Origin of the sequence: Ferrigenium kumadai (assembly GCF_018324385.1) — a bacterium.
GTDB lineage: Bacteria > Pseudomonadota > Gammaproteobacteria > Burkholderiales > Gallionellaceae > Gallionella > Gallionella kumadai.
The window spans coordinates 128,631-142,860 of the sequence record NZ_AP019536.1 but is presented as its reverse complement, the minus strand read 5'-3'; the positions used below and the strand labels follow the sequence as shown (position 1 = coordinate 142,860).

The following is a 14,230-nucleotide window of genomic DNA, read 5'->3' as shown; positions in this document are numbered from 1 at the left end:
CCCTGAATCGTTTTGTCGGGCGGGGTGTTATCCCCGCCCTTTTGTTTTAACGCGGCAGCACCGACGAGCCCATCAGGAACTCATCGACTGCGCGCGCGCACTGGCGGCCTTCGCGGATCGCCCACACCACCAGCGACTGGCCGCGACGCATATCGCCCGCGGCGAACACCTTGTCCACGCTGGTACGGTAGTGGTTGGTGTCGGCCTTGACGTTGCCGCGCGCATCCTTCTCCACGCCGAACGCGTCCAGCACCTGCTGCAGCGGATTGGTGAAGCCCATCGCCAGGAACACGAGATCGGCCTTCAGTTCGAACTCGCTGCCCGCGATCTCGTGCATCTTGCCGTCCTTCCATTCGACGCGCACCGCCTTGATGGCCTTGAGCACGCCCTTCTCGCCGACGAACTCCTTGGTGGCGATCGCCCAGTCGCGGTTGCAGCCTTCGTCGTGAGAGCTGGAGGTGCGCAGCTTGATCGGCCAGTTCGGCCACACCAGCGACTTGTTCTCCTGCTCGGGCGGACGCGGCATCACTTCGATCTGGGTGATCGAGGCGGCACCGTGGCGGTTCGAGGTACCGACACAGTCGGAACCCGTGTCACCGCCGCCGATCACTACCACATGCTTGCCCTTGGCGTTGATCGGGTTCTTGCCGTCACCGGCCACTTCCTTGTTCTGCGGAATCAGGAATTCGAGCGCGTAATGCACGCCCTTCAGTTCGCGCCCCGGCGCAGGCAGGTCGCGCGGATGCTCGGAGCCGCCCGCGAGGACCACCGCGTCGAACTTCTTCATCAGCTCGTCCGGAGAAACCGTCTTCTTCGCGTCATTTGCAACGCCCGCACCCGGCGCTTCCTTGCCGACGAAGGTGTTGGTCTGGAACTTGACGCCCTCGGCTTCGAGTTGCGCCACGCGCCAGTCGATCAGGCGCTTGTCGAGCTTGAAGTCGGGGATGCCGTAACGCAGCAGGCCGCCGACGCGGCTGTTCTTCTCGAACACGGTCACCGCGTGGCCGGCGCGCGCCAGCTGCTGTGCGGCAGCCAAACCTGCAGGGCCGGAGCCGACCACGGCGACCTTCTTGCCGGTCTTCTTCGCCGCGGGCTGAGGCACGACCCAGCCGTTCTCGCCGGCCTTGTCGATGATGAAGTGCTCAATGGACTTGATGCCCACCGCGTCGCCGTTGATGTTCACCGTGCAGGCCGCCTCGCAGGGAGCGGGGCAGATGCGGCCGGTGAACTCGGGGAAGTTGTTGGTGGAGTGCAGCACATCCAGCGCCTGGCGCCAGTTGCCACGGTACACCAGATCATTCCAGTCCGGAATGATGTTGTTGACCGGGCAACCGTTGTTGCAGAACGGGATGCCGCAATCCATGCAGCGCGCACCCTGCGTCTTCGCCTGCTCGTCGGTCAGGTGAATCACGAACTCCTTGTAGTTCTTCAACCGTTTCGCGACCGGCAGGTATTCCTCTTCCTGACGCTGAAACTCCATGAATCCGGTTGGCTTACCCATTATGCAACCTCCAACTGCTTGTTCTTCTGTGCCGCGATCTCCTGCAATGCGCGGCGGTATTCGGTCGGCATCACCTTGACGAACTTCGGCAGGTATTGCGACCAGTTATCCAGGATGTCTCGTGCGCGCTGGCTACCGGTGTGGTGCCAGTGGTTCTTGATGAAATCGCGCAGCACGTGCTCGTCCGCCTTGTTCAGGTGGTTGAAGTGCACACGGCCATGGCCGTCCGGCTTGATCTCACCCTTCTCCAGCGTAGCGACTTCCTCGGGCACTGGCTCCAGTGCAACCATGGACAGGTTGCAGCGCTTCTCGAAGCCGCCGTCCTCATCCAGCACGTAGGCCACGCCGCCGGACATACCCGCGGCGAAGTTGCGACCGGTCTGGCCGAGCACGATGACCAGACCGCCCGTCATGTATTCGCAACCGTGGTCGCCCACGCCTTCCACTACCGCGACGGCGCCGGAGTTGCGCACCGCGAAGCGTTCGCCGGCCACGCCGTTGAAATAGCATTCGCCGGAGGTCGCGCCGTACATCACGGTGTTGCCCGCGATGATGTTCTCATGCGAGACCAGCTTGGCTTCGGCCGGAGGCATGATGGCGATGCGTCCGCCGCACAGTCCCTTGCCGACGTAGTCATTGCCCTCGCCCTTCAGCTCGAACGAGATGCCGTGCGTAAGGAACGCACCGAAGCTCTGGCCCGCGGTGCCGGTGAACTTCACCTGGATAGTGTCGTTCGGCAAGCCTGCCTGGCCGTAACGCTTGGCGACTTCGTGCGACAGCATCGTGCCCGCGGTGCGGTTCACGTTGGTGATGCGGCTCTCGATCACCACCGGCTTCTTGTCGTTCAGCGCGCCTTGCGCCTTGGCGATAAGCTGCTTGTCCAGTGCCTTCTCCAGTTCGTGATCCTGCTCTTCGGCATGGCGGCGCGCCACGCTGGCGGGCATGTCCGGCTGGTGGAACACCCTGGAGAAGTCCAGCCCCTGCGACTTCCAGTGAGCGATGCCCTGCTTCACGTCGAGCAGATCGCTGCGACCGACCAGGTCGTCGAACTTGCGGATGCCCATCTGCGCCATCAACTCGCGCACCTCTTCGGCGACGAAGAAGAAGTAATTGACCACGTGCTCGGGCTGGCCAGTGAATTTCTTGCGCAGCTCGGGGTCTTGCGTCGCAACGCCGACCGGGCAGGTGTTCAGGTGGCACTTGCGCATCATGATGCAGCCTTCGACCACCAGCGGCGCGGTGGCGAAACCGAACTCGTCCGCGCCCAGCAGCGCGCCGATCAGCACGTCGCGGCCAGTCTTCAGCTGGCCGTCGACCTGCAGGCCGATGCGGCCGCGCAACTGGTTCAGCACCAAGGTCTGCTGCGCCTCGGCGAGGCCCAGCTCCCACGGTGTGCCCGCGTGCTTGATCGAGGAGACCGGCGAAGCGCCGGTGCCGCCGTCGAAGCCGGACACCACGATGTGGTCTGCCTTGGCCTTGGACACGCCTGCGGCAACAGTGCCCACGCCGACTTCGGACACCAGCTTGACCGAGATGGACGCGGAAGGATTCGCGTTCTTCAGGTCATGGATCAGTTGCGCCAGGTCCTCGATGGAATAGATGTCGTGGTGCGGCGGCGGCGAGATCAGGCCGACGCCCGGCACCGAGAAGCGCAGCTTGGCGATGTACTCGGACACCTTGCCGCCCGGCAGCTGGCCGCCCTCGCCGGGCTTCGCGCCCTGCGCCATCTTGATCTGGATCTGGTCGGCATTGCTCAGGTATTCGGCGGTCACGCCGAAACGGCCGGAGGCGACCTGCTTGATCGCGGAGCGCAGCGAATCGCCTTCCTGCATCACGAAGTCGCGCTCGATGCGCTTCTTGCCGATGATGTCGGACAGTTTCTCGCCCGCCTTCAGCTTGCGGAAGCGCGTCGCATCCTCGCCGCCTTCGCCGGTGTTGGACTTGCCGCCGATGCGGTTCATCGCGATAGCCAGCGTGGTGTGCGCCTCGGTCGAGATCGAACCCAGCGACATCGCGCCGGTGACGAAACGCTTGACGATTGCCTTCGCGGGTTCGACTTCTTCCAGCGGCACAGCCTTGCCCGCGGGTTTGATCTCGAACAGTCCGCGCAGGGTCTTCAGCTTGGTCGCCTGCTCGTTGATGAGCTTGGCGTATTCCTTGTAGGTCGCGAAGTTGTTGTTGCGTGTCGCGTGCTGCAGCTTGGAGATGGAATCCGGCGTCCACATGTGTTCTTCGCCGCGCGCGCGCCATGCGTACTCGCCGCCCGCATCGAGCGCATTGGCGAGCACCGGGTCATTGCCGAAGGCGGCACCGTGCGTACGCACCGCTTCCTCGGCCACTTCCTTCAGGCCGATACCTTCGATCTGGGTCGCCGTACCGGTGAAGTACTGGGCAACGAACGACGCATTCAGGCCGATCGCCTCGAAGATCTGCGCGCCGCAATAGGACTGGTAAGTGGAGATGCCCATCTTGGACATCACCTTCATCAGGCCCTTGTTGATCGCCTTGATGAAGCGCTTCTTGGCTTCCTTCGCGTCCACGTTCGCGGGCAGGTTCATCGACTCGATGGTCTCGTACACCAGCCACGGGCATACCGCTTCCGCACCGTAGCCTGCGAGCAGGGCGAAGTGGTGCACTTCGCGCGCCGAGCCGGTGTCGACCACCAGGCCGGTGCTGGTGCGCAGGCCTTCGCGAACCAGATGCAGGTGTACCTTGGAGCAGGCTGCCAAGGCGGGGATCGCCACGCGCTTCGCTGACACCGCGCGATCCGACAGGATCAGCACGTTGTAGCCGTCGGCCACTGCCTGGTCGGCCGCGGCGCACAGCGCCTGGACTGCCGCGCCACAGCCATCCGCGCCCTGTTCGGCGGGATAGGTGATGTCCAGCACCTTGGATTTGTACTGGTTCTTCGTCAGCTTGGCGATGTTGCGCAGCTTGGCGATATCGTCGTTCGACAGCACCGGCTGGTGCACTTCAAGACGCAGCGGGGGATTGGTCTCGTCGATACCGAGCAGGTTGGGCTTGGGACCGATGAACGAGGTCAGCGACATCACGATCTCTTCGCGGATCGGGTCGATCGGCGGGTTGGTCACCTGCGCGAACAGCTGCTGGAAGTAGTCGTAGAACGAACGGTTCTTGTTCGACAGCACCGGCAGTGCGGCATCGATGCCCATCGAGCCGGTGGGCTCTTCGCCCGCATTCACCATCGGGGTCAGGATGAACTTGAGGTCTTCCTGCGAGTAGCCGAATGCTTGCTGAGTATCCAGCAGCGAGGCATTGAGCTTCGTCTCGCTCTTGGACTCGGGCAGGTCGCCAAGGAAGTAGCGCGACTGCTCGACCCACTTACGGTACGGCTTGGCGGTGGCGAGTTGCTGCTTCAGTTCGACGTCGTCGACGATGCGTCCGGCCTGCATGTCGATCAGGAACATCTTGCCCGGCTGCAGGCGCCACTTCTTGACGATCTTGTGTTGCGGAATATCCAGCACGCCCATCTCGGACGCCATCAGCACCATGTCATCGTCGGTAATCAGGTAGCGCGCCGGACGCAGGCCGTTGCGGTCCAGAGTCGCGCCAATCATGCGGCCGTCGGTGAAGGCCACGGCGGCGGGGCCGTCCCACGGCTCCATCAGCGCGGCATGGTATTCGTAGAACGCGCGGCGCTCCTCGTCCATCAGCGGGTTGCCCGCCCAGGCTTCGGGGATCAGCAGCATCATCGCGTGCGGCAGCGAGTAACCGCCGGCCACCAGCAACTCGAGCGCATTGTCGAAACAGGCGGAGTCAGACTGGCCTTCGACGATCAGCGGCCACAGCTTTTCCAGGTCCTCGCCGAGCAGCTTGGACGACATCGCGGCATGGCGCGCAGCCATCCAGTTCACGTTGCCGCGCACGGTGTTGATCTCGCCGTTGTGCGCGATCATGCGGAACGGGTGCGCCAGGTCCCAGGTCGGGAAGGTGTTGGTGGAGAAGCGCTGGTGCACCAGCGCCAGTGCGCTGACCACGCTCGCATCCTGCAGGTCGAGGTAATACTTGCCGACCTGGTCGGCCAGCAGCATGCCCTTGTACACGATGGTGCGCGAGGACATCGACGGGATGTAGAAGCCCTTGCCCTGGTTGTTCTTCAGGCCGCGCACCGCATGGTCGACGATCTTGCGGATCACGAACAGCTTGCGCTCGAATGCATCCTGATCGGCGCAGTTCGCGCCGCGGGCGATGAACACCTGGCGCACGACGGGCTCGACCTTCTTGACGCTCTCGCCCAGACCGGTACTGTCCACCGGCACGTCGCGCCAACCCAGCAGTTGCTGGCCTTCGGCGGCGATCTTGTCGGCGACGATCTGCTCGCAGGCGGCACGCGCAGCGGCGTCGCGCGGCAGGAACAGCATGCCCACGCCGTAGCTGCCAACCGCGGGCAACGCCATGCCCAGAGCCGCGCACTTGGCGCGCAGGAAAGCATCGGGAATCTGCAAGAGGATACCTGCGCCGTCGCCGGCCAGCGGGTCCGCGCCCACCGCGCCGCGGTGCGTCAGGTTTTCCAGGATCTGCAGGCCCTGGCGCACCATGTCATGGCTCTGCTTGCCCTTGATATGGGCGACGAAGCCGACCCCACAGGCATCGCGCTCCTGGCGCGGGTCATATAAACCCTGTTGGGCGGGCAATCCTTGCTGCGTCGTTAAAGAACTGTTGCTCACGGCGTTCCTCGGTCAATTCATTAAGCCAAAACGATGGCGACACATGCCGCCACGTCAAATACAAAAGCGAAAGGGCGGGAATCTTACCTTGTCTGAGGGCTGCGGGCAACCGCACCGGCCGGCGCGGCTCTGAATCTAGCTTCGGCGGGTTTTCGGCCTATGCCAGGATCTCTTCCACCGCAAAGATGCGCCGGTGCTCGCGGATAGCGTAGCGGTCGGTCATCCCGGCGATGTAATCGGCCACCGCACGGGCGCGATCCTGTTCGGCCTGGTGCTGGAACTGCGGCGGCAGCAGGCGGCTGTCGCCCATGAATGCGTCGAACAGATCGCCGATGATGCGCTGCGCCTTGGTGCTCATGCGCATCACGCGGTAATGGCGGTACAAATTGGTGTACAGGAATCTCTTCAGCACGCGCTGCTGTTCGTCGATGTCGGCGCTGAAAGCGATCAGCGTCGGAGCGGAATGCACATCTTCCAGCGAAGACAGTTTCTGCTCTTCGATATTGCGCTCGCTCTGCCGGATCAGGTCGGACACCAGCGTATTGATCATGCGCCGCACGGTCTCGTGCACCACGCGCCGCTCGGACAAACCGGGATAGGCCTGCCTGACCTCATCCAGATGCATGGCCACCAGCGGCACCGCGGTCAACTGCTCCAAGGTGATCAGGCCGGAACGCAGGCCGTCGTCGACATCGTGGTTGTTGTAGGCGATCTCGTCGGCGAGGTTGGCGATCTGCGCCTCCAGCGAGGGACGGCGATCGTTCAGGAAACGCTCGCCCAATTCGCCGAGCTTTGCGGCATTGTCCCGGGAGCAATGCTTGAGGATGCCTTCGCGCGTCTCGAAGGTGAGGTTCAGGCCGTCGAAGCTCGCATAGCGTTCTTCCAGCAACTCAACCACGCGCAGCGACTGCAGGTTGTGCTCGAAACCGCCGTAAGCCTTCATGCAGGTATTCAACGCGTCCTGTCCGGCATGACCGAACGGGGTGTGCCCGAGGTCGTGCGCCAGCGAGATCGCTTCGGCGAGGTCCTCGTTCAGGCGCAGGCGGCGCGCGATGGAACGGGCGATCTGAGCGACTTCGATGCTGTGGGTGAGGCGGGTACGGAACAAATCGCCTTCATGGTTCACGAAGACTTGGGTCTTGTATTCGAGGCGCCGGAAGGCGCCGGAGTGGATGATGCGGTCGCGGTCTCGCTGAAATTCGCCTCGTCCCTGAGGGACACCCTCGGCGATCTTGCGACCACGCGAGTTGGCCTCGCTGACGGCATACGGCGCCAGGTCAGCCATGGACGCACGCCTCCAGTGTCTGCCGCAACAACTCCGGCGGCACGTCGCCGTACACCACGGCACTCCCGATTTGCTTGAGCAGCACGAAGCGGATCTTGCCGCCCTCGACTTTCTTGTCCAGCCCCATCAGCTCGAGATATTTATCCGTGCCGAGATCCGGTGCGATCACCGGCAATCTCGCACGCTCGAACAGATTGCGGACACGTTCCACGTCCCGCGCACTTATCCAACCCAGTCGTTGCGACAGGTCCGCGGCCATGACGGTGCCGGCCGCCACGCCCTCGCCGTGCAACCAGTTGCCGTAGCCCATGCCGGACTCGATGGCATGGCCGAAGGTATGGCCCAGGTTGAGAAGGGCGCGCTCGCCGCTCTCGCGCTCGTCGGCAGCGACGACCTCGGCCTTGTTCCGGCAGCTGCGCGCAATGGCGTATTGCAGCGCGGCCGTGTCGCGCGCCATCAGCTTTTCCATGTTTTGTTCCAGCCACTCGAGGAACGGCAGGTCGCGGATCAGCCCATACTTGATGACCTCGGCCATGCCCGCCGCCAGCTCGTTGTCCGGCAGGGTGTTCAACGTGTCGGTATCGGCCAGCACCAGCTGCGGCTGATAGAACGCGCCTATCATGTTCTTGCCGAGCGGATGGTTGATGCCGGTCTTGCCGCCGACCGAGGAATCTACCTGGGCGAGCAGCGTGGTTGGTATCTGGATGAACGGCACGCCGCGAAGGTAGGTCGCCGCCGCAAAGCCGGTCATGTCGCCGATCACGCCGCCCCCGAGGGCGATCAGCGGCGTGGAACGCTCGCAGCGGTTACGCAGCAGCGCGTCATAGATCAGGTTGAGCGTTTCGTAGGTTTTGTATTCCTCGCCATCCGGCAGCACCACCGGCACGCTGCTCACGCCTATGGCCTGCAGGGTCTGCTGCAGCCGAGCCAGGTAGAGCGGCGCGACCGTGGTGTTGGTGATGATGGCGACGCGCTTGCGCGGCAGATACGCCTGCAACAATTCCCCCTCTCCAAGCAGCTCTTGGCCGATGTGTATCGGGTAACTGCGCTCGCCCAAACCTACTGTCAGTGTCTGCATGATCTTCTGGTCACTTATTGTCTGGTCTCTCTGTATGTCTCGATTTCGCCCACCAACTGGAGCATGAGGGAATGCACGCTCTGCTTGCCGCTCTGGATGACGATATCCGCCACTTCCCGGTACAGGGGGTCGCGCTGCTGGAACAAGTCGGTCAGCTTGGCGTATGGATCGCCGGTCTGCAGCAGCGGACGGTTGCGGTCGTGCCTTGTGCGAAGCCACAGATCATGGACGTTTGCTTTCAAGTATATGACGATGCCGTTCTGCTGCAATACCGCTCGGTTCTGCTCCGCCAGCACCGCACCTCCGCCCGTCGCCAGCACCATATTTTCGCCCCCGACCAGGTCGCTGATGACGGCGGTCTCGCGCTGGCGAAACCCGGCCTCGCCCTCGATATCGAATATATGCGGAATGGTCACCCCGGTACGCTTCTGGATTTCCTCATCGCTGTCCACAAAGGTCTTGCCCAGATGCTTGGCCAAGGTTCGTCCCATTGTGGTTTTCCCCGATCCCATCATCCCCACCAGGATCAGGTTGCCGGAGCGGCACTTGCGATTGCCATCCCGGCGACAGCTCTCCTGGACGCTGTTCTCTTGACTGTTTTGCATGCCGCACATTGTAAACGATATAAAAACGAAAGCCCGGACTCGGCCGGGCTTTCGTCGATCAGCCTGCGAAATTCAACGCAGGTTCAGAGCGTCCTTCATGATCTTGGGCGAGATGAAGATCAGCAACTCGCTCTTGTTGTCGATGCGGTTGGTATTCCTGAACAAGCTGCCCAACACCGGGACATCGCCGAGCATAGGCACCTTGTTGACCGTTGTCGTATCGGTCTGCGCATACACACCGCCGATCACCACCGTTCCGCCGTTTTCCACCAGAACCTGGGTCGTAACCTTGTTAGTGTCTATCGTCGGAACGCCGTTAAACGTGGTTGCGCCTACCGAATCCTTGGTGACATTCACATCCATCATGACGTTGTCATCCGGCGTGATCTGCGGTTTGACCTTGAGGCTCAGGGTCGCCTTCTTGAATGCGGTCGTGGTCGCACCGCTACTGGATGCCTGCTGATACGGCACTTCCGTGCCCTGCTCAATGTTCGCCTCGACTTGATCTGCCGTTACTACACGCGGACTGGAAATGATCTTGCCCATGCTATCCGTTTCCAGCGCCGTCAACTCAAGATTGAGGAATTTGGTCGCCGCGGCATTGAACAGAATCATCGAGAAAGTTCCGGCCGCACCGGCAGCGGGAAGATTGACATTCGAGCCGTTGAGCGTGGCACGCGTAGCAGTCGGCGTGTTACTGCCTACAGCAAAACCGCCGCCCGGAACAGCCCCTGGACCGGTGTAGCCCAGTTTCACGCCAAGATTCCTGCCGAACTTGTCCGACGCCTCGACGATCCGGGCCTCGATCATTACTTGGCGCACCGGCACATCGATCTGCTTGATCAGCTTGCGCGCCTCTTCCAGACGCGAAGGTGTGTCCTGGATGAACAGGGTATTAGTACGCGGATCCACCACCGCGCTGCCGCGTTTGGACAGGATGCGCTGCTTGTCGCTAGCCAGGAGAGCCACCATCGCATCGCCCTTCTGGTAACTCAACTGGAAGCTTTCCGTGCGCAACTCTTCCAGGTCGGAGATTTCCTGGCGCGCGGCCAGATCTATCTTCTCCTTGGCGGCGAGTTCCTCGCGTGGCGCCACCTGGATCACGTTGCCGTTCTTGCGCATATCCAGACCACGGCTCTGCAGAATGATGTCCAGAGCCTGATCCCATGGCACATCCTTCAGGCGCAGCGTGAGATTGCCGCTCACGGTATCGCTGATCACCATGTTCAACTCGGTGAAGTCTGCAATCACGTTCAACGCCTCGCGGACATCGATCTTCTGGAAGTTGAGGGTCAGCTTTTCGCCGGCATAGCCCGCTTGACCGCCCTTCACCAGCTTGTTGGGATCGTCGGCAACCGGCTTCACCTCCACGATGAATTTATTGTCGGTCTGATAAGCGGCATGCTCCCAAAGGCCTTTGGGCTCGATCACCATGCGCACATTGTCGCCCTGTGCAAAGGTGTCCACGCCCTGCACCGGAGTGGCGAAATCGACCACGTCCAGTTTGCGCTGCAGATTGCGCGGCAGGCTGGTTTTGAGGAAGTCAACAATCAGCGTTGTACCCTGTTGGCGTATATCGATCCCGACCCCCGGATCGGAAAGGTCGACCTGGATACGCCCTTCGCCGTTCTTCCCGCGGCGGAAGTCGACGTCCCTCAGACTATGCTGTTGCGCACCCTTCTTCGCCTCGGCAAAACGCGAACTGGTAACCACCGGGGCCGCAGCCACAGCCTTGCCCTGCAAAGTAATCAACAGGGTATTGCCATCGATCTTGGTGTCGTAAGCAAGCATCTGATGGAGATTGATCACCAGCCGGGTGCGATTTCCGGCCTGGACGATATTGGCACTGCGCAAATCTCCCTCGGCGAATTCCTGCACCGATTTTCCCAGTCCATTAGCCGTATTGGGGAAATCAAAAGCGATACGCGGCGGAGTGTTGATCGTGAACCCGGCCGGCGGATTGGCCAACGGCTGCGCCAATTCAACCTTGATGACCGTTGTCCCACTGTCGGCGCTGCTGACGTTCAGCGCGGTAATGCTGTTCTGCGCAGCGGTCTGCGCATGCGCACTCAACGCGCCAAAGGCGACAAGCACACCCAACAAACGAACCATACCCGTGACCACGTAACTAAACCGTTTCATATTTACTCCCCCGCCGAATCATTCCATTAGTTGCAAGCTGCTCATGCGCTCGGACCAATCGCCGGCACTGTCTTGCACCATCTCTTTGATTACCACTTCCGTGTCAGTCACTTCCTGTATCAGGCCAAAATTCAGGCCCACATAATTGCCGGCCTTGACACGATGCAGCTTGCCATCCGGAGCACGAATCACCGCATACCCGACCTTGTTCTGGTACAGATAGCCAACCATCTTCAGCCCTTCCAGCGGGAACTCCTCCAACGCCTCCTTGGGGCGCTCCAGGTCGGGCTGGTTCAGGCCGGCACGCCCACCAGCACGCAACTCAGGCTTACGCGGCTTGAATGGGTCAGGCAGATTCGCTTCATTGTTGTAGACGAAGGGCTCATAAGGCTTCACTTCCGGCGGCGGCGCAATCTTGCCGCGCATATCCGCTCCCGCATTCTTGACGAAATCACGCAGGTCCTGGAACTCCTCTCCGCCGCAACCCGCCAACAGCATCGAAGCTAACATAAGATGAATGAGCCTCATTTCTTCGCTCCCGCAGACTTCTTCTGGGCCGCCACTTCCGCCTCGTCCAGATAACGGAAAGTTTTCGCGATAGCATCCAAGGACAGCACCGAGCCAGTTGGGGTGATCGCAATTTCATTAAGCGTCACGATACGCGGCAACATCGAGATGTCGCTGGCAAACTTGCCGAGATCGTCGTAATTGCCCGTCACTTTGATTGTGATCGGCTGTTCGGCAAACGCACCGTTCACCGTCTCGCCGCCAGGACGGAATAGTTCGAACTGCAATCCCCGCCCCAGCCCCGCCTGGTTGATGTCTGTCAGCAGCGCATCCATCTCGGATTTGCTGGGCAATTGTTTGAGCAGCGCCCCGAAGGACTCCTGCGTTTCCGTAAGCTGCTTCTTGATCAAGTCCAGGTTGATTGCTTCTTTTTTCTTCGCCAGGAAGGTTTCCTTGAGCTGCTCTTCCTCATGCTTGATCGCATGCAAAGTCTCCCACTGCCCCTGCCAATCAAACAGCGCTCCGGCAATCACCACACCTAAAAACAGCGAGACAAACGCAATGATCTTTGCCAGCCAAGGCCATGCGCCGGGATTCTTGGGGTTCAGATTTTTCAGCTCATCCAAATTTATCATCATGGCATCTAACCCTTTGCGCCAGCTGGCTTAACAGGGGTTCCCCCTGTTGCATCCTGAGTCTTGGTCAAATTGAACATCAGGGTGAATTCGCTGACACGCGCACCACCCGCACTGGTCGCATGTATTTCAACCAATGACGGCGAATCCAGCCAGGGCGAGTCCTCAATCGCACGCATCAGGGTGGAAATACGCGCATTGGATTGTGCATAACCAACCAAAGCGATTCTGTTGCCGGTCTGCCTGAGCGTCTTGAGATAAACCCCATCCGGCAAGATACGCAACATCTGGTCAAACAGGTGCACCACATCGGAACGTGTGCTTTGCAGGTTTTCCACGACATTCTTGCGCGCCAGCAGGGACTGTGTCTGCTCGCGGAGTTTTTTGATTTCGGCGATCTGCCTGTCCAGCACCGCTGTTTCCTGCTTTAGATACTCGTTTCGCCTCTCCTGATAGGAGATCTGCGTACCGATTGCAACATGCACAAACCCCACCAGCAAGGCGCCCAGCACCACTGAAATCAGACTGAGGGCAGCAAACTGGATCTGGCGGGCACGACGCTTCTCGGCCCGATGCGGCAATAAATTGATGCGTATCATGATGGGTCAAACCTCCGCATTGCCAATCCGCAGGCAACGATCAGGGACGGCGCATCAGTCTGCAACTGGCGTGGCTTGATGCGACTCGACAATGTCATCAGGGCGAACGGGTTCGCCACCATGGTGCTCACCTGCGTCCTGGTCGCCACAGCATCGTCCAGACCAGGCAACACCGCGCAGCCGCCGGCAAGCACGATGTAGTCCACTTCATTGTATTGCGTCGAGGTAAAGAAGAACTGCAATGCGCGGGCGATTTCCATCACCACGTTCTCGCGGAAGGGCGACAAAACATCGCTCTCGTAGTTATCCGGCAGCCCGCCATTCCGCTTGGCCGATTCGGCCTCCTCGGCAGACAAACCGAACATTGCCTGGATCTGCTGGGTCAGCTGACTTCCCCCGATCTGCTGGTCTCTCGTATATACCGATTGCCCATTGCGCAGCACATTGACATTCATCACCGTTGCCCCGATGTCGATCAGCGCCACGCATTTATCCACCGCACCGTCCGGCAACTGCGCGCTAATCTGGTCGAACGCCATTTCGGCGGCATACGTCTCGACATCCATGACCACGGCTTTCAGCCCGACGACCTGAGCAGCCGCAACGCGGTCCTCGACATTCGCCTTGCGCGAAGCCGCCAGCAACACTTCAACTTCTTCGGGATTGTTCGGAGCGGGGCCGATCACCTGAAAATCGAGATTGACCTCTTCCAGCGCAAAAGGGATGTACTGGTTGGCCTCGGATTCAACCTGATACTCCAGATCCTCTTCGCGCAAACCAGCGGGCAAGAAGATTTTCTTGGTAATCACCGCAGCGGCGGGAAGTGCCAAGCTGACGTTCCTGATGCGGCTACCCAAGCGCTTCCAGGCGCGCTGGAGACTTTCAGCAACAGCATCCAGATTGTTGATGTTGCCATCGGTGACGGCATCTTTCGGCAAGGGCTCGATTGCATAACGCTCTACTACGTACCCACCCTTCTTCGGCACCTCACTCAACTCGACCATCTTGACCGAAGACGAACAGATATCCACGCCTATCAAGGGTGGGGTCGCTGTATGCAAAAAGTCCAATGGGATGTCGAAATTTACTTTAGGCATAGGCCGCTTAGAGCTCTTTCGTATTAAAGTGGTTTAAATCCTAGCAACAACCATAAATCGTGTAAAGACATTTCGAGGGGGTTATTTATCCAC

The 14,230-nt window shown here is 60.6% G+C and carries 10 protein-coding genes; all 10 read right to left on the bottom strand.

The window, feature by feature from the left end; genetic code table 11:
- Window positions 1–46 precede the first annotated feature (46 nt).
- Window positions 47–1,501 (bottom strand): glutamate synthase subunit beta, encoded by a 1,455-nt coding sequence (locus FGKAn22_RS00625; RefSeq protein WP_212786075.1) that lies wholly within the window; start codon window positions 1,499–1,501, stop codon window positions 47–49.
- Complete coding sequence (locus FGKAn22_RS00620; protein WP_212786074.1) at window positions 1,501–6,189, bottom strand: glutamate synthase-related protein; 4,689 nt, start codon at window positions 6,187–6,189, stop codon at window positions 1,501–1,503. The genes FGKAn22_RS00625 and FGKAn22_RS00620 overlap by 1 nt, the downstream gene beginning before the upstream one ends.
- A 157-nt stretch (window positions 6,190–6,346) precedes the next feature.
- On the bottom strand, window positions 6,347–7,474 hold the full coding sequence (locus FGKAn22_RS00615; protein WP_212786073.1) for a deoxyguanosinetriphosphate triphosphohydrolase: 1,128 nt from the start codon (window positions 7,472–7,474) through the stop codon (window positions 6,347–6,349).
- The gene (gene aroB / locus FGKAn22_RS00610; RefSeq protein ID WP_212786072.1) at window positions 7,467–8,552 is read right to left on the bottom strand and encodes a 3-dehydroquinate synthase; all 1,086 of its coding nucleotides are present in this window, start codon (window positions 8,550–8,552) and stop codon (window positions 7,467–7,469) included. Before aroB ends, FGKAn22_RS00615 begins: the two co-directional genes overlap by 8 nt.
- A gap of 14 nt (window positions 8,553–8,566) precedes the next feature.
- Window positions 8,567–9,157, bottom strand: coding sequence for a shikimate kinase (locus FGKAn22_RS00605; protein WP_212786071.1), 591 nt, complete (start codon window positions 9,155–9,157; stop codon window positions 8,567–8,569).
- 72 nt (window positions 9,158–9,229) lie between these two features.
- The gene (locus tag FGKAn22_RS00600; protein WP_212786070.1) at window positions 9,230–11,299 is read right to left on the bottom strand and encodes a type IV pilus secretin PilQ; all 2,070 of its coding nucleotides are present in this window, start codon (window positions 11,297–11,299) and stop codon (window positions 9,230–9,232) included.
- Between the two features lie 18 nt (window positions 11,300–11,317).
- Window positions 11,318–11,809, bottom strand: a complete 492-nt coding sequence (locus FGKAn22_RS00595; RefSeq protein WP_246487417.1) for a pilus assembly protein PilP — start codon at window positions 11,807–11,809, stop codon at window positions 11,318–11,320.
- A 14-nt stretch (window positions 11,810–11,823) separates the two neighbouring features.
- Window positions 11,824–12,441 carry a type IV pilus inner membrane component PilO gene (locus tag FGKAn22_RS00590; protein ID WP_212787104.1) on the bottom strand — a complete coding sequence of 206 codons (618 nt, stop codon included), beginning with the start codon at window positions 12,439–12,441 and terminating at the stop codon, window positions 11,824–11,826.
- A gap of 8 nt (window positions 12,442–12,449) precedes the next feature.
- Window positions 12,450–13,040, bottom strand: coding sequence for a PilN domain-containing protein (locus FGKAn22_RS00585; protein ID WP_212786068.1), 591 nt, complete (start codon window positions 13,038–13,040; stop codon window positions 12,450–12,452).
- A complete protein-coding gene (locus FGKAn22_RS00580) occupies window positions 13,037–14,137 on the bottom strand; it encodes a pilus assembly protein PilM (protein WP_212786067.1) in 1,101 nt (366 codons plus the stop codon). The genes FGKAn22_RS00585 and FGKAn22_RS00580 overlap by 4 nt, the downstream gene beginning before the upstream one ends.
- Window positions 14,138–14,230 lie beyond the last annotated feature (93 nt).

Bases quoted from the DNA above. Each gene is read 5' to 3' on its own strand.
- FGKAn22_RS00625 (WP_212786075.1), bottom strand. From the start codon at position 1,501: ATGGGTAAGCCAACCGGATTCATGGAGTTTCAGCGTCAGGAAGAGGAA.
- FGKAn22_RS00590 (WP_212787104.1), bottom strand. From the start codon at position 12,441: ATGATAAATTTGGATGAGCTGAAAAATCTGAACCCCAAGAATCCCGGC.
- FGKAn22_RS00585 (WP_212786068.1), bottom strand. From the start codon at position 13,040: ATGATACGCATCAATTTATTGCCGCATCGGGCCGAGAAGCGTCGTGCC.
- FGKAn22_RS00615 (WP_212786073.1), bottom strand. From the start codon at position 7,474: ATGGCTGACCTGGCGCCGTATGCCGTCAGCGAGGCCAACTCGCGTGGT.
- FGKAn22_RS00580 (WP_212786067.1), bottom strand. From the start codon at position 14,137: ATGCCTAAAGTAAATTTCGACATCCCATTGGACTTTTTGCATACAGCG.
- FGKAn22_RS00595 (WP_246487417.1), bottom strand. From the start codon at position 11,809: ATGTTAGCTTCGATGCTGTTGGCGGGTTGCGGCGGAGAGGAGTTCCAG.
- aroB (WP_212786072.1), bottom strand. From the start codon at position 8,552: ATGCAGACACTGACAGTAGGTTTGGGCGAGCGCAGTTACCCGATACAC.
- FGKAn22_RS00600 (WP_212786070.1), bottom strand. From the start codon at position 11,299: ATGAAACGGTTTAGTTACGTGGTCACGGGTATGGTTCGTTTGTTGGGT.
- FGKAn22_RS00605 (WP_212786071.1), bottom strand. From the start codon at position 9,157: ATGCAAAACAGTCAAGAGAACAGCGTCCAGGAGAGCTGTCGCCGGGAT.